An 18,864-nucleotide genomic window follows, 5' to 3' on the forward strand; every position below is an offset into this window, starting at 1 on the left:
TCAATTTCTAATCAATGATGACCGAAAGACCTGGAATTTCAGGTCTTTCTGCTTTACAGGAAAAAGAAAAATACGTTATACTTTTCCTATAGAAAAAGATTGGAGGAATATGTATGGCAGAAAAAATGGCAGAGCGGATCGCAGAGATTTTAAAAGGACCTAATTTTCAAACGGCAGAGAAAGCACTGACAGATTTCTGCGGAACGATGGATGGGGAATTCAGGAATCTTCTGGTGGATATTATTGTGGAACGATGGATTGATACGCCTAAAGACGTACCGTTTTCCTATGCCTGCAGCATTTGGAATCGGAAAGATATAAATAGAGAAGAGTATCAGGCATTGCTGGAGGAAATCCGAAGCTATCCCATCGCACCGATCAACAAGGCAAAGATATCGGATTTTTTATGGGTTGTGGAAAATGATTTTTCAAATGCTAAAATAGCAGAAACGGCTTATTGCGAACACTTGAAGAACACCGGTGCATTTGCAGATCATATCATGGCTATAAACCGGATCTTGTTTATCTCTAAAAAAATCCGAAGCAAGGAAATCAATGAAGAGGTGCGAAAGAATCTGCTGATAAAAGTATTAGAAGAGTATGATAACAGCAGCCACGCAAAAATTGGATATTTGATAAAAACTGCCATGGAGGAAAAAGTGGATACAGGATATCTGATCCCTTATGTGGAAAATATCTTGAAAACTTACGATGATAATAGCTGCGATGCACCGCTCATTGGTAAGTTTTGTGATCTGTTGGAAGAACTCTATTGCAGAAAAAATAACTGGCAGAAGAAAAAGTGTATTACTGAACCTAAACTGATTGCGATACGAAGACGTAAGATTCAGGCTGTCCGGATGGAGGCTGAATATGCCGGGGCCTCTTCCAAAGGAAATTTAATGAGAAAGATTCACAATTTGAAAGAGGTTATTCAGTTGTTAAAGACCATACAAGGTACGGAAGAAGAAAGAAAGGCACTGTTGCAGGAAATAGCACAGATAGAAGAAGCTTCCCTTTCGGAGATGATGGTATGGAGTGATAAACAGGATGCCAGCGGCATTGTAAAAGAACTGTTCCGCCAACTGGAAGATCTTGATAAAGAAGAGGCATTATGTTATTTTGCTTCATTTCTTCCGATTCCGGAAAGAGAAAGGGTAAAGAATCAGGTATTAAATAGGACTGGGATCCTGCACACGATATTTCCAGCGGCAATCCTTGGAAAAGGAGGAAAATTAATTGCTAAAAGCGGGCCTGTGAAAAAGCCTGATGGAACAATCGATGAAGGTGCGCTTAAGGATAATATGGAGCGGACAGCAGCCATGGAGATGGATTATTTTGCACAGATCCTGGTGAGCAATACGTTTGAATATATTCGTTCCAGATTTTTAATCGAAGAGAGTGATATAAAAAAGATTGTAGATGTAAGTTGTGCGATTCCGGAGGGGAGAAAAGAATCGTATACCAAGGGTCTCATGTTTGGCTTTTCTGGAGATTTCTTGACGGCGCTCAGTATCCTGATTCCACAGATAGAAAATGCAGTAAGATATCTGGCAGTGGAATGTGGAGAACCTGTTTATAACATGAATGAAGAAGGGATTGAAGAAATAAAATCAATGCACGCTGTCTTAGAATTGGAAGGAGTAAAAGAAAGTCTGGATGAAGACCTTATATTTGCTTTAAATACGATTTTTTGTTCAAAATTTGGATTTAACATGCGCAACAATGTGGCACATGGAATGCTGGATGATCAGGCATTCCAGAGCTTTAAAGCTTTGTATATCTGGTGGTTTGCACTGAAATTTTGCTATCTATTCTGCGGAAAATTACAGGAGGAGAATAGAAGCAAAATAAATAAAAAGCTGAAACAGCTGATGGAGAAGAAAGATAATATGGATGAGAATTAATATAAAATGGTTGGACGGATGGTATGGTTTCCTTAAAAAGTGTTCGGAAGTATCTGGCAAGCATAGCGTTTGGATATCAAAACGCACTTTGGGGACGGCCTCAACCCCCGGAATGTGTAGCACTGAGAGTAAATCTATAAATATAATATGAATTATAAAAACACTCCAACTTATTAGTAGTCAGAGTGTTTTTCATAAACATATATTTTTAAATAAAAAACACAATAAAAATCTGATTATCCACTAAAACACAGTATCTATCAGCATTTTCAAGGAAACAAACACATCAATTTACTACTTATTTACTACTAACGAATGAGCCTTGATACGCAAGTTTTCCTAGATATGCAAAGATATGGTACAGCACATCAGTATTGAAACAACAAAAAAATGAATAACTCATAGACTATGGAACGCCTAAAATGACGTTCCTTTTCTATGTCCAGCCGTTCTTATTGGACGGCTATTTTATTACCCAAAATGAAAGGAGCATTAGATTTATGAAAAAGACATTGAAACGATTGTGTACGGGCTTCTTAGCTCTTGCAACTGTCGTTACTGCTTTACCGACTACACCCGTTCATGCAGAAAGTAAGCAATACTGGACGGAGTCAAAAGAGCGTGTTGCTACTGATAAGAACGGCAACAAAGAGATTGAAGCTGGAAAAGAGGTAACAATCATTGATACCGTACAAAGATAGCAATAGAGCCAGTATTCGAAGCTGACTTTAGAGAATGTTCCTATGGATTCCGACCGAAAAGAAGTGCAAAACAAGGTTTTAAAAGAACTCTCTGTAGAGGAAATCTATAATTATTACGAACAAGCAAATATCAAAGAGAAGGAGTGGATCAAACAATTAGTTTTTGAATGCCAAATTGTTCAGGATATTGGTAGAAATATTAGGAAGATCAAAGTTGATAAAACAATATACATTTTAGAAAAACTGGGTTTTAAATGGGCACCTGTTGGAAAAAAAGAATTTATGTCAGCCTATAAAGAAATTAAGAAACTTTGACATTGTGCAATGACAAATATAGGTACGCAAATGATAATAAACTTTTAGAGGGATAATTTTGTATAAAGAATGTGAAATGAATAAAGCCGAGAGTATTAATCTATCTCGGCTTTAGTATTTTTCCAAATTTTTGAATCGTCGATATTCTAAGGGTGATAATCCAAGCTGTTTTTTAAATACAGCTGCAAATTTTCCTTGATTAGAATAGCCAACCTGTTCTGATATTTCGGCAATCGGACGCTTTGTGTTCGAAAGAAGCCTTGCGGCTTCGTTCATACGGATTTCCCGCAGCCAGGTGGATATATTCTGTCCATATACGCCTCTAAAATAATTTTTCAGGCTGGTTTCACTGACCGAAAATCGTTCTGCAATCTGTCTTACAGGGATGTGCTGGCGAAGGTCATCAGAAAGGATTTGTGCCGCCCTTTTTGCAATTTCAACCTGTGTTTCCGTGTAGAAGCCGCAAGTTTTCGGAGGCCGGATTTCCATGTTAAGAAGCCGGTGGAGAAGTTCAAGAGTATAGATTTGCAAAAGGAAGGCAGAGGGTCTTTCGGATAGCCGCCAGAGTTTTTGAAATATATTTTCCAGCTCGCTGTCCGCTTCGTTGATATATGTCTTATGGTTGCCACAATAACTTTTTTCCAGCGTAGGGAGGTCAAGTGAAAAAGATTTCAAAAGTTCACCGCAGGACTGTAAAAGAAGTGGCAGGTCAAAGTATATTTTTATGCCCTGATATTGCCGTGTGGGAAAGATATATTCTTTCTGTGCGGTCTGTTCACTGACACAAAAATCATTTTCCTTCAGGTAAATGTAGGAGCCGTCATCCAGAAGCAATTCACTTCTGCCCGAAACGCAATAGTTAATCAGCAAAGGCTTTAGATTTGAATTTTCATCCGACTCCGGCCATACGGGAGCGTTTACAAAAATAAAAGCCAAAGTCAGCCCCGGAAAGAGCGTATGGAATGTCATGCGTCCCTTGCCATCTGCCCGATCCAAAAGCAATGTGCTGCTATTTGGACTGTTTTTCAAGGTCACACCAGAAACAGCATCGCTGTTTTCTAAAATGTTGTATATCATGTTACGCAACTGCTTCGCCCCTTTCATCACGCAAAATCGCTGATATTATTATACCTGCGAGAAAACTCCCGGTCAATGGATATTCTGGCAGAGCGAAAAAACTCCTTGCTATACGGGCTTAAAATACCGATATGTGCATAGAAGCACAGCTGAATGTATGCTATCATTAGGACTAGTTAGCAAGAACTAACAAAGACGAAAGTAATCATGTTAGGAGGTTTCGCAATGAACAACAAATTGCAAGGAAAGGACTTAATCAACATCGGTATTTTTACGGCGATTTACTTTATCGTCATTTTCGCAGCGGCGTCTATCGGTTTTATCCCGATCTTTATTCCGCTTATCAGCGTGATCGTGCCGCTTGTCGGCGGTATTCCGATGATGTTGTTCTTCTCCAAAATTAAGAAATTCGGTATGCTTACCATCTGCGGAGTGCTGCTGGGTATCATTATGCTGCTGACCGGCATGGGCTGGTGGTGCATCCCTACCGGGCTGATCTTCGGGCTGATTTCCGATTTTATGATGAAAGCCTGTGACTACAAAAATGCCAAGCGCGAAGTGTTGATTCACGGCGTTTTTTCCATGTGGGTAATCGGCGCCTTTATTCCCATCGTTGTGACACGTGACGCTTACTACCAGAACCTGCTCCCCGGCTACGGTCAGGAATATGCCGACACGCTCATGGCCTATATGCCCGACTGGATTTTGCCGGTACTGCTTATTGCTGCTTTCGTCAGTGGTCTTGTCGGTGGCCTGATTGGACGAAAGATTTTCAAAAAGCACTTTGAGCGGGCGGGAATTGTGTAATGAGCCGCGAACTTCTTGCAAGTCAAAAAAACAATCGCGGAATTTTATTAGACCCCCGGACAAAACTGGCGGTACTGATTACCATAGCTGTCTTTATTTTAGGCGGTTCGTATGAAGGCATCATGCAGTATTACATCATCGTGTTGGCGGCGATCCCGCTGTTACTTTTGTCAACGGCCAGAAAATGGAAAGGCGCTGTTCTCTATATCCTGATTTTTGGAGGCAGTCTGTGCCTGGAAATGTTCGGTCTGTCACGACTGGCTGGCGTAGCAAACTACATCGCGGTAGCCATTGTTGGCATTCTGCTGAGGTTCACCCCCAGCGTGGTCATGGGATATTTTGTGGTAACGACAACCACGGTCAGCGAATTTGTTGCGGCGATGGAACGGCTCCACCTGCCGCAGCAGATCACCATTCCCATGTCTGTGATGTTTCGCTTCTTTCCCACGGTTGCGGAAGAATGGAGCGCCATTGGGGACGCCATGCGGATGCGTGGCGTCCGCTTTGGCGGTGGTAAAGCTGGTACGATTTTAGAGTATCGGATTGTTCCCATGATGATCTGCTCCGTCAAAATCGGAGAGGAACTGTCCCAGGCAGCCCTTACGCGGGGATTGGGAGGCCCGGTAAAACGGACGAATATCTGTAAGCTGGGTTTTCATGTGCAGGATGTTATTTTCCTGCTGATCTGTCTTGGAGCATTTGCAGCGCAAATCTATGTGCTTGCCGCAAGGGGGTGAAGGAAATGATTGAATGTCAAGATGTGTCCTTTTCTTATCCTGCCAGTACCCTTCCCGAAAGTGAGAGGCAGGCCGGTGGCGCTTTGAAACATATTTCCTGCACTATTGAGGACGGTTCTTTTGTCCTGCTCTGCGGGACTTCCGGCTGTGGGAAAACAACCATGACCCGGTTGTTTAACGGCTTGATCCCCCATTATCATGAGGGGACTTATACCGGCTCCGTCTATCTGGATGGAAAGGATACCCGTGACCTGTCACTGTTTGATATTTCTCTGAAAGTCGGTTCTGTATTTCAAAATCCGCGTTCTCAGTTTTTCAATGTGGACACGACCAGCGAACTGGCTTTCGGCCCAGAGAATCACGGCATAGCGGAAGATCTTGTGCGTGACCGTGTAAAGCGTGTAGCTGCACAGCTAAAGTTGGAGCCGCTGCTTGATAGAAGTATTTTTTCTTTGTCCGGCGGTGAAAAGCAAAAAATCGCCTGCGGATCGGCAGCGGCGATTGACCCGGATATTTATGTGCTTGATGAGCCATCATCCAACCTTGACGCATACGCTATCGCTGATTTCCGACAGCTACTCTTTACTTTGAAATCGCAGGGAAAGACCATCATCATCTCTGAACATCGGCTGTATTATCTGTCCGGCCTCTTTGACCGTGTCCTGTACCTGAAAGATGGAGAAATCGAAGGTGATTATACAGCAGAGGAATTTTGCGGCCTGTCGGCAAGACAGCGCGATGATATGGGATTGCGCCCTCTTGATCTTGCGGGGCTTTCAGAAGTTGAAGGCACGCCGCAGAGAATGAATGAGGCGGTTTGGACGATAAAGAATGTATCCTTCGCCTATAAGCATGAGCCGGAAACCTTGCATATAACGGAAACCTCTTACCCATCCGGCAGCGCCACGGCCATCATCGGACATAATGGTGCGGGAAAATCCACCTTTGCCCGGTGCCTCTGCGGGTTGGAAAAGCACTTCAAAGGAACGGTGCAGGATCAGAGCAAGAACTATTCCAGAAAAGAACGATTGAAACTCTGTTATATGGTCATGCAGGATGTAAACCACCAGCTCTTTACTGAAAGTGTTCTGGATGAAATTCTGCTCAGTATGAGAACCGAGGATAAGCAGAGGGCAAGAGAAATCTTGCAGGAGATGGACTTGCTTTCCTTTGAGGACTGCCACCCGATGGGGCTGTCCGGCGGTCAAAAGCAGCGTGTGGCGGTTGCCTCTGCGATTGCTTCGGGACGGCCTCTGATTTTATTTGATGAACCGACCAGCGGCCTTGACCTATTTCACATGAGACAGGTCGCTAATGTTGTCAATCAGGTGGCAAATGCCGGAAGAACTGCGCTTGTGGTAACGCATGACCCGGAATTTATTCTACGTTGCTGCAATTATGTCCTTCACTTAGAAAACGGGCAAATTCAGGAAAGTTATTCCATAGAGGACAGCGATGGCCGAAAACGCCTGCTAAAGTTTTTTCTGAGTGATATGAAGAAGGAGGTGTCCACAGAATGAAGGAGGAAAAGAAAGAGTCACCCATAGGCGTCTTATGGGGATGGGGCAAGCCCTATCATGGAAAATTCATCGGCAGTGTTATCCTTGCGGTATTAGGCGTGGCCTGCCAGATGGTGCCCTATTTCTGTGTGGCGCATATTGTCACAATGATGTTGTCTGGGGAACAGAATTTTTCCCGCTATGTGACCGCTGGCATTATTGCATTGTGCGGCTACTTTGGGAAAGTGCTGTTTTCCAGTCTTTCTACAACGATTTCCCACACGGCGACCTATTACACGCTGCGCGATCTGCGAGAGAATATCACCGCAAAGCTGGCCCGCGTCCCGATGGGGACGATTTTAGATACTCCGTCCGGCCAGTACAAAACGACGATTGTTGACCGGGTTGAAGGCATGGAATCGACCTTCGCACACCTGCTCCCGGAAATGACCGCAAATGTGCTGGTGCCTTTGGTGCTTGCCGTATATCTGTTCGTTATGGACTGGCGCATGGCGCTCCTGTCCTTTGTTACGCTGGTGGTGGGCCTTGCTGTCATGTCCGCCGGTATGAAGAATTATCCCGTCAAATGGGAGGGCGCGGTTAAAGCGGGAAAGCAGATGGCAAACGCCATTGTAGAATATATCGGCGGGATTGAGGTGGTAAAAGCGTTCAGCCAGTCCGCCGGTTCCTACAAAAAATATTCTGACGCGGTGAATTATAACGCCAACTATTATGTGGACTGGATGCGTGAAAACCAGAAAACCATGAGCGCCTACAACGCCATCCTGCCCTCAGTGCTAATCTGCGTGCTGCCCTGCGGCTTCGCGTTCTGGCTCTCCGGCAGTCTGGAGCTTTCCACCTTCCTGTCCATTGTGATTTTCTCGCTGGGGCTGATCGGGCCGATTATTGCGGCCTTTACCTTTACGGACGATTTGGCCGTACTGGGGACAAATGTGGAAGAAATCAGCCAGCTTCTGAACGCCGAAGAACTGAACCATAAAGAAACACCGGTCAAGCTGGAAGATACCGGCATTTCTCTTAGGTCTGTGTCGTTTTCCTATGACGGGACAACAGAGGTTTTGCATGATGTGAATCTCGCCATCCAGCACGGAACCATGACCGCCCTTGTAGGGCCGTCCGGCTCCGGCAAGTCTACGGTGGCGAAGCTGATTGCCGGGTATTGGGATGTTACATCCGGCAGCATTACCCTCGGCGGCCATGAGCTGAAGGATATGCCGCTGTCTGAAATCGCAGACCAGATTTCCTATGTATCTCAGGACAACTACCTGTTTAACCGCAGTATCCGGGAGAATATCCGCATGGGAAGACCCAGTGCCACGGACGCAGAGGTGGAGCAGGCAGCCAAACAAAGCGGCTGCGACGCCTTTATCCGCAAGATGGATAATGGCTATGATACGGTTGTCGGCAGCGCCGGTTCCCATCTTTCCGGCGGTGAACGCCAGCGGATTGCCATCGCCCGCGCCATGCTGAAAAATGCGCCGGTTGTCATTTTGGACGAGGCAACTGCCTATATCGACCCAGAGAATGAGGCGCTGGTGCAGAAAGCCATTTCCACTTTAACTGTCGGCAAGACCCTGATTGTGATCGCACACCGGCTGTCTACCATTGTTGGCGCAGATAACATCGTTGTGGTGAAGGATGGAACCATCCACGCACAGGGTACGCATGAGAAGCTGCTGGAAACCTGCCCCCTCTACCGGGATATGTGGCAGGCGCACATCGGCGCGAAAGACCAGATGTAAGGGGGTGTTGTCAGATGTATGGAACATTGAAAAAAATCTTTGCTTTTGCAGGCAGCAAAAAGGGGCTTCTAAAAAAATCCCTGTTATTCTCATTCCTGTCCGGGCTGTTTTCAGCCATGCAGTTTGCCGCCCTCTTTGTAGTGATCGGCGCGTTAGTATCTGACAACCGGGACGGAAAGTTTTTCTGCATTTCGCTGGGAATTATGGCCGTTTCCCTCATTGGGCGTATCATCACGACCTATTTTTCCACGATGGAGCAGACGGAAACCGGCTATTGCATGGTGGCGGAAAAGCGTATCCACATCGGAGATCGGCTGCGCTACATCCCGATGGGCTACTTCAACAAGAATAGTATCGGGAATATTACCGCCATTGTCACAACAACTTTGGGTGATGTAGAGAACTCAGCAGCCCGTGTCCTGGTGTCAGTGCTGGGCGGTTTTTTCAACTCGGTTGCCCTTGTCATCGTCCTGTTGGTATTTGACTGGCGGATCGGTCTTGTGGCCACTGCCGGTGTCCTGATATACCTTGCGGCGGCGGAACTGGCGCTTCGCAAATCAGCCGCGCTCAGCGGTGTACGCCAGCACACACAGGAGTCCCTTGTGGAGTCTGTGTTGGAGTACATTCAGGGGATGGGGATTGTTAAAGCATTTGGACTGGAACGGGACAGCACGCAGTCTATCGGCAGTGCAATTAAGGCGAGCTGCCGGGATAACCTGAAATTGACAAAGGCCAGTGTTCCCTATGACGCTATCAAACAGGCTGTTGTCCGAGTGTTCAGCGTCCTGTTACTTTTGGCCTCGGTCTGGTTCTGGCTGGACGGCTCCCTGCCGCTGGCCTACGGTCTGATTTTGGTGATTGCTTCTTTCATGGTGTTCAACGATTTGGAGAACGCCGGGAATATGGCCTCTTTGCTGCAAATGCTGGCGGCCTCGATGGATACGGCAAACTCCATTGATGACATGCCGGTAATGGACGAGAAAGGCGCTGATATTACGCCGAAGTCCAGCGAGATCGTGTTTAACAAGGTGGATTTTTCCTACGCAGACCGTAAGATATTAGATCAGGTCAGCTTTACCATTACAGAAAAAACGACTACGGCCATTGTCGGCCCTTCCGGGGCAGGAAAGACAACGATGTGCAACCTGATTGCCCGTTTTTGGGATGTGAATGCCGGGAAGATTACCATAGGCGGTACGGATGTACGAGATTTCAAGCTGGATAGCCTGATGAAGAATATCTCGATGGTGTTCCAGAGCGTGTACCTATTTGCAGATACGATTGAGAATAATATCAAGTTTGGCTGCCCGGATGCTACCCATGAACAAGTGGTTGAAGCGGCGAAAAAGGCTTGCTGCCATAACTTTATTTCTGCCCTGCCGGATGGCTATGACACCGTGATTGGCGAGGGAGGCGGTACTTTGTCCGGCGGCGAGAAACAGCGGATTTCCATCGCCCGCGCCATGCTGAAGGACGCACCTATCATCATTTTGGACGAGGCAACAAGCAGCGTTGACCCGGAGAATGAGGATGAATTGCAGCGGGCTATCGAGGCATTGACCCATGACAAGACCATCATCATGATTGCCCACCGTCTGAAAACCGTCCGCAACGCCGATCAGATCCTTGTACTGGACAACGCTCATATCGTCCAGCGCGGCACTCATGCGGAGCTGATCCAGCAAAAGGGCCTGTATGCCGATTTTGTATCGGCCAGACAGGAGGCCATCGGCTGGAATCTGGCTCAGTAAAGGAGGACTTATGAACCTTTATGCATCTGGAGAAGATTATTTAGAAGCAATTTTGGTTCTCTATAAAAAATTTGGAAGCGTCCGCTCGGTAGACATCGCTCGACACATGGGAGTATCAAAGCCAAGCGTATGCCATGCAGTTAATGTCTTATGTGATGGCGGTTTTCTTACAAAGGACGATAAGCACTTCATTTCTTTAACAGAGGAAGGGCGAAAGGTTGCGGAAAAAATTTATGAACGACATAAATTTTTTAAGGAGCAGCTTATATCTGCGGGAGTAAGACCTAATATAGCGGAAACGGAGGCCTGCCGTATTGAACACTGTATCAGTGACGAATCGTTTCTTAAACTAAAGGAACATCGAGAAAAAGGCAAGGGATGATGGCGAGAACTTACCTATAATAATATAGAAGGTCTTTTTATGATTTTCTACTTATTATTTTGCGTTTCACGTACAGAAAACGTATGTAATAAGTAGAAAAGAAAAAAGGAGAGAAAAGAAACTTCCCAATCTAAGACAGAATGGACAAAGATTTATAATGCACAGAATATAGTAGAGACAGAACAGCTCGTAGAAATGTTAAAGCAAAGTGAAATAGAAGCTTTTTCCCAGGAAGCAGGTGCGAATGTTGCAATGCATGGAGCACCTGGATTTGGAATATATGGTGTGAATATATTCGTGAAAACCGATGATGCAGAGAAGGCAGTACAGCTGATCAAGGAGATTAATAACCAAGAGAATGAAGAAATTTTTTGACATTGTCACATATGCGTGCTAATATGATTATAGAAAAAGTGTGCTGCCGATAAACGGTTAGTCCACATACTTAATTGATTGAAAATAACCGTTCACTTCACGCTGGAGCGGTTATTTTTTTGTCTTGTTATTATCTTTGCCGAATACCTTTGAGTAACGAGGGAGTGAGATATATGGAGCAATTATTGATTGTTGAAGATGATATTGGTTTGAATCAAGGTTTATGCAAAGCACTGAAAGTAGATGATCGGAAGATCATTTCCTGCCAAGACCTGAAAACGGCGAAGGAGCAGCTGCTTTGCGGCGGTGTATCCCTGATCCTGTTGGATATCAATCTGCCGGATGGCAGTGGGCTTGAATTGCTACAGGAGGTCAAGGAAAACACACCCGGGATTCCTGTTATTCTGCTGACTGCCAATGATACCGATCTGGACATCGTGGACGGACTGGAGAGGGGCGCTGATGATTACATTACCAAGCCCTTTTCTCTTTCGGTTTTGCGGGCAAGAGTGAATACCCAACTGCGAAAGCAAGCGTCAAGCCATAAAAATGCACCGATCCATATTGATCTATTTCACTTTGACTTTGAAGCAATGACCTTTTATGTGGGAGATTCAAAAGTGGAATTAAGTAAAACAGAGCAAAAATTACTGCGTCTTCTTGTTGAAAACCGCGGTCAGACCATGACGCGTGGAAACCTTATAGACAAGATCTGGACAGATGGCGCAGAATATGTGGATGAAAATGCTTTGTCTGTTACGATCAAGCGTCTGAGGGATAAGCTTGGGGCACAGAAATACATTAAAACCGTCTATGGAATCGGTTATAGCTGGGTGACAAAAGATGAATAAAAGCGGCATCGTGATCATACTGCTGTGTTTTCTGGCGGCGGCAGCTGTTGTATTATGGGAGCGGAGAAAGGTCAGAAAAACGATGGAAGAAATCGAAAGGATGCTGGACGTTGCCATGACCGGTTCTTTTTCTGAAATCACTTTTGATGAAAGCCAGCTGTCTGCTTTGGAAACAAAGTTTGCACACTATCTTTCTGCCGCAGAAGCATCTTCTCGAAATATGGCACAGGAAAAAGACAAAATCAAATCCTTGATTGCGGACATTTCCCACCAGACGAAAACGCCGATTGCAAACCTGCTGTTATACAGCGAGCTTTTGATGGAGGAAACTCTGCCTGCATCGGCAAAGGAAAACGTGGAAGCACTGTACAAACAATCGGAAAAGCTACGATTTCTGATTGATTCTCTCGTAAAACTTTCCAGACTGGAAAATGGGATCATTTCACTTTCCCCTCAGCAAGCATCACTTCAGCCGCTGCTTGAAAGCGTAGTAGAACAATATGCCGCCAAGGCTTCTGGAAAAGGATTATCCATATATCTGTACGATACAGATATTTCCGCTACATTTGACTTCAAATGGACAGCGGAAGCACTGGCTAATATTGTAGACAATGCCATCAAATATACGGAGCATGGAACAATCACGATTTCTACCGTAAGTTACGAAATGTTTACAAGGATCAATATATCGGATACCGGTTCAGGTATCCCGGAAAACGAGCAGGCAAAGATATTTTCCCGTTTTTATCGTTCAAATGCTGTTCAGGAACAAGAAGGGGTTGGCATTGGCTTATACCTTGCCCGACAGATTATATCCGGCGAGGGTGGTTATATCAAGGTTGCTTCCGTTCCGGGAAAAGGGAGTACGTTTTCCATATTTCTGCCGAAATAACAACAATTCTATCAAAACTGTTAGATTTCATTTTCTGCCGGAAAGAATGTGGAAAGAATCCTATGCGATAATCTGTATGTATCAAAGGATCATTTCCTTTCATACATACAGATTTTTTCATGGAGGTACTCGTTTATGGAGGTTTTACAGGCAAAAGACCTGAAAAAGATTTATGGCTCCGGCAATAACGCAGTTCATGCGTTGGATGGAGTTGATTTAAGTGTGAAGAAGGGAGAGTTTGTTGCAATTGTCGGCACATCCGGATCCGGAAAATCCACGCTGTTGCATATGCTGGGCGGGCTGGATCGCCCTACAAGCGGCACGGTCATGGTGGACGGACAGGATATTTTCTCCCTGAAGGAGGAAGCTCTGACTATTTTCCGCCGCAGAAAAATCGGTTTTGTATTTCAGAGCTACAATCTTGTTCCGGTGCTGAATGTATATGAAAATATCATTCTACCCACTGAACTGGATGGCGGAAAGGTAAACAAGGCTTTTGTGCAGCAGATCGTGCAGACGCTTGGACTGAACGACCGTCTGGATGCGCTGCCCAATCAGCTCTCAGGCGGTCAACAGCAGCGAGTAGCCATTGCCCGTGCGCTGGCAGCGGCACCCGCTATCATTCTGGCAGATGAACCCACCGGCAATCTGGATTCCAAAACCAGTCAGGATGTTCTGAGTCTGCTGAAGGTGAGCAGTCAAAAATTTGCCCAGACCATCGTGATGATCACCCACAACGAAGAAATTGCGCAGATGGCAGACCGCATTATCCGTATCGAAGATGGTCGGATCGTCTCCCAGAACTAACGGGAGGTGGCTACGATGAATGTCAAAAACAGAAAATGTATTCGAAAGCTCAGCTTAAAATCCCTTTATGCGAACCGCCGCCGCAATCTGATCGCCATTTTTGCCATTGCGCTGACAACGCTACTATTTACTTCCATGTTCACCATTGTCTTGTCGTTGAACGCCAGTTATGAAACCTACCAGTTTCGGCAGGTAGGTGGCTATGCACACGGTACCTTTAAAGATGTTTCCCCCGAGCAGGCGGAACGTATCGCTGCTCATCCAAAGGTGAAGGCTGCGGGGGCACGGAAGGTGATCGGCATCACTGTGGATGGCGTCTTTTCCAAAACGCCTGCAGAGATCAGCTACATGGATGCCAACTGCACCAAATGGAGCTATGCCACCCCTACTACCGGGCGGATGCCCGAAAGCGGTAAAGAAGTAGCCATGGATACGGCAGCGTTGCAGCTGCTTGGCGTAACGCCGGAGCTGGGCGCCGAGGTCACGGTTTCCTATTCCATCACGGACAAGGATCAAACCGCCTTTACTGTAACAGATACCTTTACGCTGGTGGGCTATTGGGAATATGATGAACTAATGCCTGTTCACTACATCAACATCAGCCGTGATTACGCAGATGACATCGAAGCGCAGGCAGTGAAAACAGGGTTACAGCCTTTCCGCACCGATTTGAATGTCATGCTGGCCTCCAGCACAAATATTCAAGGGCAGATGGAGCAGGTGGATACCGATCTTGGCTACACATGGGACAGCTATACCGATCCCAACAGCGTCCGGATCGGCGTCAACTGGGGATATACCTCATCCCAGCTGGAGTCACAGCTCGATCCAGAGCTGATGATCGCCATAGCAGCGTTTTTGCTGCTGGTGATTTTCACGGGGTATCTTATCATCTATAACATTTTTCAGATCTCTGTTGCAGGGGATATCCGGTTTTACGGACTTCTGAAAACCATTGGCACAACGCCCCGGCAGCTCAAACGTATCATTCGCCAGCAGGCACTTCTGCTTTGTCTGATCGGCATTCCGGCAGGACTGTTGCTGGGCTACGGCATCGGCGCTGTTCTGGTACCTGTTGTCTTGCGCTCCACCCAGTTGGATGCAGGCATCACCACCATCAGCACTTCGCCTGTGATCTTCCTTGGTTCCATGCTGTTTGCCCTGTTGACGGTGCTTTTGTCCTGTTCCAAGCCCGGAAAAATGGCAGCCAGGGTCTCTCCGGTAGAGGCTACCAAATATACGGATGCGATACAGACTAAGAAAAAACAGCGCAGCACCCGGGGAGCCAAGCTCCATCAGATGTCCTTTGCCAATCTGGAACGAAACAAGAAAAAGACGGTGCTGGTGGTGGTGTCTCTGGCACTGTCAGTGACACTGTTCAATGCGCTGTGTGCCTTTGTGGGAGGCTTCAGCATGGAGAAGTATGTATCCTCCATGACCTGCGCCGATTTTATCGTCAGCACTCCCGACTATTTCCGTTACAACCCGGCAGATGAATTCATCACGCCAGAACAGATCGAGGTGATCGCAGCAAACACAAAGGCCAGTCTTTCCGGCACGGGATATGCTGTGCGAAAAAATGCATACCTGTGGATGACGGAAGATGCTCTGCGGCAGGACTATGCAAGGTACGAAAGCGTCGAGCATTTGGACAGCCATATGAGCCGCATGGAGCACCGGGGCAATATGGTGATGGGAGATACCAGAATCGAGGCTCTGGATAACAGTCTGTTTGACAAGCTGCAAGTGTTCGACGGAGATATTTCTCCTATGCTGGAGCCGGACAATAACGCCATTGCCATTGCGGTTTCTTTGGATGATTACGGCAATCTGCCCAATCCTGAATACTACCCCAAGGTGGGAGACACGATCACGGCTACCTATGCGGATGATGTGAAATATATCGACAGCCGCACCGGGGAACTGTGCAACGAAGACACACCGGAGGAGTACCTTCAGGCAAAATTGTATGGGGCCAGAGATGTAGAGTACACGGTCTGCGCCTTGGTAGAACTTCCGAACTCCATGGGTTATCGTTATGGTGGTATTGGATATAACGCAGTTTTGCCTGTGGACACCGCACAGAGGGACAGCGGTGGTGCAGTCGTTCCGATGCTCTACCTGTTCGACACAGCGGACGAAGCTGACGAGGCCGAAGCAGAGCAATATCTGTCAAAGCTCACGGCCGGTGAGTTTTCGCCCTTGATGTATGAAAGCAAAGCCACGGTTCGCTCTGAGTTTGCTCAGTTCCGGCAGATGTTCCTTCTGATCGGTGGTATCCTCTGTGCTATCATTGGGCTGGTGGGACTCTTAAATTTCTTCAACGCCATGATGACCGGTATTCTTTCCCGCCGCCGGGAATTTGCGGTGCTTCAGGCTGTAGGAATGACGCCCCGACAGCTCAAAACCATGCTGATCTACGAGGGGTTGTTTTACGCAATGTCTTCCGTATCGGTGGCCTTTGTGCTTTCACTGGCGGTGGGACCTCTTGCGGGGAAAATGCTGGGCAGTATGTTCTGGTTCTTTGAGTATCGGTTCACCGTTCTGCCTGTCCTGCTGACAATTCCGGTATTTCTTCTGCTTGGGTGGCTGATTCCCTGCATGATGTATGATAATGCAGCGAAATGCAGCATTGTAGATCAGTTAAGGGATGCTCAATAATTGTTAAGCCAAAATTAGCCCTCTGTCAATGAAAAGGCTGAGGGCTGGAATTCAAATAATAATCAAAGTGACCATTACACTGGCCAGCGGCAAGAAACAGGTCATTTCCGTTACTGTGCAAAAAACAACAGTAAGAACAACAAAGATCACCGGACTGAAATCAAGCGTGACCGTTGCAAGAAATAAAAAACTTACGCTGAAACCGGTCATCGGCCCGATCACTTCCCAGGAGAAGGTTACCTACAGTTCTTCAAATAAGAAGATCACAACGGTAAGTTCCAGTGGTGTGATCACCGGAAAGAAAAAGGGAACAGCCTATATCACAGTGAAATCTGGAAAGATCCGTAAAAAAGTAAAAGTAGTTGTTAAATAAAAATGATTTAAGCAGGAGCTGCCTTTCATGAATACACATGGAATGGCAGCTCCTTTTTTCATTTTTTGCATGTAGTTTTATTTGCAGAAGTAGATTACGATATTAATAGTTGACCAAGAGAGAAGAATGTTTAGATAATATGTTATAGTGATAATGGAAGCATGGTAACAAAAAAAATTATAAAAATAGAAAAAAAGTGCAACCAAACAGAAAAAAATACGTTCTATATAATAGAAAACATTAATATGGCACACTGCAAATAACCTATCTGCATAAAAACACTAATATACAGGGGAGAAATGTGATATGGAAGATATACATATTATAAATTTATTTTTAGAAAGATCAGAAGATGCAATTCGCCAGGTAGAAGTAAAGTACGAAAAATTTTGCTTTAAGATTGCATGGAATATTTTATATAACACAGAAGATTCAGAAGAATGCGTAAATGATACGTGGCTGATAACGTGGAATAAGATTCCGCCCAAAACGCCAACAAAATTATCTGCATTTCTTGGAAAAATAACCAGAAATTTGGCATTGGACAATTTCAGAAAGAAAAATGCTTCAAAAAGAGCAGATACACATATGATGGATATTTGTGGTGAAGTGGAAAAACTGGAAAATACAATAAAGGATTATGTGGAAGAGGATATAAAGAAAAAGGAAATTTTGAATATTTTAGAAAAATTTTTAAGTGATTTAAAAGCAGGGGACAGGGATATTTTTGTCAGGCGATATTGGTATATGGATAATATTAAAGACATTGCAAAAAGACATGGATGCTCTGAGACTAAAATTAAATCCAGTCTTTTTCGAAGCAGAAACAAATTATGGGAAGAGGTGAAAGAAATCATATGAAAAAAGAAAACAATTTTTTGGATCTGATGGGAGAAATAGATGAAAAATTTGTTTACGAAGCTTCCCTGCCATGGAAAAAGCGAAATGTTAATTTGAAATTAAAATTAGCAAAGATTGCAGCAGGAGTTGTAATAGCATTATTGTTAGGAGGATTGGGACATCCGAATGAGATAAAGGCGGCCTGGGAACAGATTACTTCGTGGATTCAAACGGCATTGGGGATTAATGAAAATGTAGAATCATATATAGATAGTGTTGGAAAAACGATTACTAAAAATGGAATTTCTATTACGTTAGATGAAATTGCTGCTGATAAGGAGAATTTATGGGTGGCAATATCTGACAATATAAATGATTCAAAAGAAAAGGATACTATTCTACTAACAGAAGTGGAGATAAATGGAAAAGCGGCACAGTTAGATGGAACATATGCTCTGGAGAAAAAGGAGAACGGAACAGATGGTCAGGTTTGTCATTATAGGCTGGAAGATACAACTATTAAAGACAATACAGCAGATATAAAAATGAAAGTATGGTTATTTGATCCAACAGAAATGGATACTGCAGATACAGAAGATACGGATGACTATATTTTTGAATTTTCATCAAATTGGGTAGAACTGGAGAAGAATACCATAAATGTAAATGTGAATAAAAAAATAAAGATATCTCCAAATCAAAATCTGACGATTTCAAAAATGAGCTTAAACGATTTGGCAAGTACAATTTATGGAAATTTGGATAATAAAGAATATGAAGATTATTATTTAATAGGAACCGACGATAAAGGAAATCAGGGGCTTTATAGAATGACAAATTATGGATACGCAGAGACTGTGTTTGAAGAAAGCAGAAATAATACAAAATACAAAGGAATTTCGCCAGATGCTAAAACGGTGACATTAGAATTATATGTAAATAAAGAAGAAAAAAACAGAACAACATATAAAAAATATGAAACTGGAATAGAAGATACTTACGGAGAAGGCGAAGGACGTGTTTATGAAAGTGATGAAGATCCTCTGGATTTATATAGCCAAGTGGAAGGAAAAATAGAAATTAAAATCAGATGACAAAAGAATAATTTTATCGAAGAGAGGAACAG

17 protein-coding genes and 1 pseudogene are annotated in these 18,864 nt (G+C 44.8%); 17 read left to right on the forward strand and 1 reads right to left on the reverse strand.

Features of this window, described 5'->3' with window-relative positions; genetic code table 11:
• Positions 1-113: 113 nt before the first annotated feature.
• The 3 genes and pseudogenes from GPK81_RS03760 to GPK81_RS03770 all read left to right on the forward strand — a co-directional run bounded on the left by GPK81_RS03760 (position 114) and on the right by GPK81_RS03770 (position 2,923).
• The gene (locus GPK81_RS03760; protein WP_215706566.1) at positions 114-1,907 is read left to right on the forward strand and encodes a DUF4209 domain-containing protein; all 1,794 of its coding nucleotides are present in this window, start codon (positions 114-116) and stop codon (positions 1,905-1,907) included.
• A gap of 422 nt (positions 1,908-2,329) precedes the next feature.
• Positions 2,330-2,533: pseudogene (locus GPK81_RS18475) on the forward strand (hypothetical protein); the annotation flags it as partial.
• Between the two features lie 117 nt (positions 2,534-2,650).
• On the forward strand, positions 2,651-2,923 hold the full coding sequence (locus tag GPK81_RS03770) for a hypothetical protein (protein ID WP_117738843.1): 273 nt from the start codon (positions 2,651-2,653) through the stop codon (positions 2,921-2,923).
• A 111-nt stretch (positions 2,924-3,034) separates the two neighbouring features.
• Here the strand turns inward: GPK81_RS03770 and GPK81_RS03775 are convergent, their stop codons facing one another.
• Complete coding sequence (locus GPK81_RS03775) at positions 3,035-4,027, reverse strand: helix-turn-helix domain-containing protein (protein WP_330627515.1); 993 nt, start codon at positions 4,025-4,027, stop codon at positions 3,035-3,037.
• A gap of 198 nt (positions 4,028-4,225) precedes the next feature.
• Between GPK81_RS03775 and GPK81_RS03780 the strand changes: the two genes are divergently transcribed.
• From GPK81_RS03780 to GPK81_RS03845, 14 genes are all read left to right on the forward strand, one after another.
• Positions 4,226-4,807 carry an MptD family putative ECF transporter S component gene (locus tag GPK81_RS03780; protein ID WP_044930260.1) on the forward strand — a complete coding sequence of 194 codons (582 nt, stop codon included), beginning with the start codon at positions 4,226-4,228 and terminating at the stop codon, positions 4,805-4,807.
• Positions 4,807-5,544 carry an energy-coupling factor transporter transmembrane component T gene (locus GPK81_RS03785; RefSeq protein ID WP_117738841.1) on the forward strand — a complete coding sequence of 246 codons (738 nt, stop codon included), beginning with the start codon at positions 4,807-4,809 and terminating at the stop codon, positions 5,542-5,544. The genes GPK81_RS03780 and GPK81_RS03785 overlap by 1 nt, the downstream gene beginning before the upstream one ends.
• Before the next feature lie 5 nt (positions 5,545-5,549).
• Positions 5,550-7,064: an ABC transporter ATP-binding protein gene (locus tag GPK81_RS03790; protein ID WP_215706600.1), complete on the forward strand. Its 1,515-nt coding sequence runs from the start codon at positions 5,550-5,552 to the stop codon at positions 7,062-7,064.
• Entirely contained in the window at positions 7,061-8,806 is a 1,746-nt protein-coding gene (locus GPK81_RS03795; RefSeq protein WP_215706567.1) for an ABC transporter ATP-binding protein, read from the forward strand. The genes GPK81_RS03790 and GPK81_RS03795 overlap by 4 nt, the downstream gene beginning before the upstream one ends.
• 14 nt (positions 8,807-8,820) lie before the next feature.
• A complete protein-coding gene (locus GPK81_RS03800) occupies positions 8,821-10,557 on the forward strand; it encodes an ABC transporter ATP-binding protein (protein WP_215706568.1) in 1,737 nt (578 codons plus the stop codon).
• Between the two features lie 10 nt (positions 10,558-10,567).
• Positions 10,568-10,939: a metal-dependent transcriptional regulator gene (locus GPK81_RS03805; protein WP_117738837.1), complete on the forward strand. Its 372-nt coding sequence runs from the start codon at positions 10,568-10,570 to the stop codon at positions 10,937-10,939.
• Positions 10,940-11,134: 195 nt separating this feature from the next.
• The gene (locus GPK81_RS03810; RefSeq protein ID WP_225876922.1) at positions 11,135-11,314 is read left to right on the forward strand and encodes a DUF2007 domain-containing protein; all 180 of its coding nucleotides are present in this window, start codon (positions 11,135-11,137) and stop codon (positions 11,312-11,314) included.
• Between the two features lie 173 nt (positions 11,315-11,487).
• Positions 11,488-12,165 carry a response regulator transcription factor gene (locus GPK81_RS03815; RefSeq protein ID WP_215706569.1) on the forward strand — a complete coding sequence of 226 codons (678 nt, stop codon included), beginning with the start codon at positions 11,488-11,490 and terminating at the stop codon, positions 12,163-12,165.
• Positions 12,158-13,057 carry a sensor histidine kinase gene (locus tag GPK81_RS03820; protein ID WP_215706570.1) on the forward strand — a complete coding sequence of 300 codons (900 nt, stop codon included), beginning with the start codon at positions 12,158-12,160 and terminating at the stop codon, positions 13,055-13,057. The genes GPK81_RS03815 and GPK81_RS03820 overlap by 8 nt, the downstream gene beginning before the upstream one ends.
• 135 nt (positions 13,058-13,192) lie before the next feature.
• Positions 13,193-13,864 (forward strand): ABC transporter ATP-binding protein, encoded by a 672-nt coding sequence (locus tag GPK81_RS03825; protein ID WP_215706571.1) that lies wholly within the window; start codon positions 13,193-13,195, stop codon positions 13,862-13,864.
• Positions 13,865-13,879: 15 nt separating this feature from the next.
• A complete protein-coding gene (locus tag GPK81_RS03830) occupies positions 13,880-16,525 on the forward strand; it encodes an ABC transporter permease (RefSeq protein WP_215706572.1) in 2,646 nt (881 codons plus the stop codon).
• A 115-nt stretch (positions 16,526-16,640) separates the two neighbouring features.
• On the forward strand, positions 16,641-16,898 hold the full coding sequence (locus tag GPK81_RS03835; protein WP_330627519.1) for an Ig-like domain-containing protein: 258 nt from the start codon (positions 16,641-16,643) through the stop codon (positions 16,896-16,898).
• Positions 16,899-17,204: 306 nt separating this feature from the next.
• Positions 17,205-17,759 (forward strand): RNA polymerase sigma factor, encoded by a 555-nt coding sequence (locus GPK81_RS03840; RefSeq protein ID WP_118511542.1) that lies wholly within the window; start codon positions 17,205-17,207, stop codon positions 17,757-17,759.
• Complete coding sequence (locus GPK81_RS03845; protein WP_215706574.1) at positions 17,732-18,832, forward strand: DUF4179 domain-containing protein; 1,101 nt, start codon at positions 17,732-17,734, stop codon at positions 18,830-18,832. The genes GPK81_RS03840 and GPK81_RS03845 overlap by 28 nt, the downstream gene beginning before the upstream one ends.
• Positions 18,833-18,864: the final 32 nt, after the last annotated feature.

This window comes from Blautia sp. MCC283, assembly GCF_018785565.1.
Classification (GTDB): domain Bacteria; phylum Bacillota; class Clostridia; order Lachnospirales; family Lachnospiraceae; genus Blautia_A.

What these genes read in the sequence shown, in the direction of transcription:
- GPK81_RS03760 (WP_215706566.1), top strand. Translation starts at nt 114, where the DNA reads ATGGCAGAAAAAATGGCAGAGCGGATCGCAGAGATTTTAAAAGGACCT.
- GPK81_RS03770 (WP_117738843.1), top strand. Translation starts at nt 2,651, where the DNA reads ATGGATTCCGACCGAAAAGAAGTGCAAAACAAGGTTTTAAAAGAACTC.
- GPK81_RS03775 (WP_330627515.1), bottom strand. Translation starts at nt 4,027, where the DNA reads ATGAAAGGGGCGAAGCAGTTGCGTAACATGATATACAACATTTTAGAA.
- GPK81_RS03780 (WP_044930260.1), top strand. Translation starts at nt 4,226, where the DNA reads ATGAACAACAAATTGCAAGGAAAGGACTTAATCAACATCGGTATTTTT.
- GPK81_RS03785 (WP_117738841.1), top strand. Translation starts at nt 4,807, where the DNA reads ATGAGCCGCGAACTTCTTGCAAGTCAAAAAAACAATCGCGGAATTTTA.
- GPK81_RS03790 (WP_215706600.1), top strand. Translation starts at nt 5,550, where the DNA reads ATGATTGAATGTCAAGATGTGTCCTTTTCTTATCCTGCCAGTACCCTT.
- GPK81_RS03795 (WP_215706567.1), top strand. Translation starts at nt 7,061, where the DNA reads ATGAAGGAGGAAAAGAAAGAGTCACCCATAGGCGTCTTATGGGGATGG.
- GPK81_RS03800 (WP_215706568.1), top strand. Translation starts at nt 8,821, where the DNA reads ATGTATGGAACATTGAAAAAAATCTTTGCTTTTGCAGGCAGCAAAAAG.
- GPK81_RS03805 (WP_117738837.1), top strand. Translation starts at nt 10,568, where the DNA reads ATGAACCTTTATGCATCTGGAGAAGATTATTTAGAAGCAATTTTGGTT.
- GPK81_RS03810 (WP_225876922.1), top strand. Translation starts at nt 11,135, where the DNA reads ATGTTAAAGCAAAGTGAAATAGAAGCTTTTTCCCAGGAAGCAGGTGCG.
- GPK81_RS03815 (WP_215706569.1), top strand. Translation starts at nt 11,488, where the DNA reads ATGGAGCAATTATTGATTGTTGAAGATGATATTGGTTTGAATCAAGGT.
- GPK81_RS03820 (WP_215706570.1), top strand. Translation starts at nt 12,158, where the DNA reads ATGAATAAAAGCGGCATCGTGATCATACTGCTGTGTTTTCTGGCGGCG.
- GPK81_RS03825 (WP_215706571.1), top strand. Translation starts at nt 13,193, where the DNA reads ATGGAGGTTTTACAGGCAAAAGACCTGAAAAAGATTTATGGCTCCGGC.
- GPK81_RS03830 (WP_215706572.1), top strand. Translation starts at nt 13,880, where the DNA reads ATGAATGTCAAAAACAGAAAATGTATTCGAAAGCTCAGCTTAAAATCC.
- GPK81_RS03840 (WP_118511542.1), top strand. Translation starts at nt 17,205, where the DNA reads ATGGAAGATATACATATTATAAATTTATTTTTAGAAAGATCAGAAGAT.
- GPK81_RS03845 (WP_215706574.1), top strand. Translation starts at nt 17,732, where the DNA reads ATGGGAAGAGGTGAAAGAAATCATATGAAAAAAGAAAACAATTTTTTG.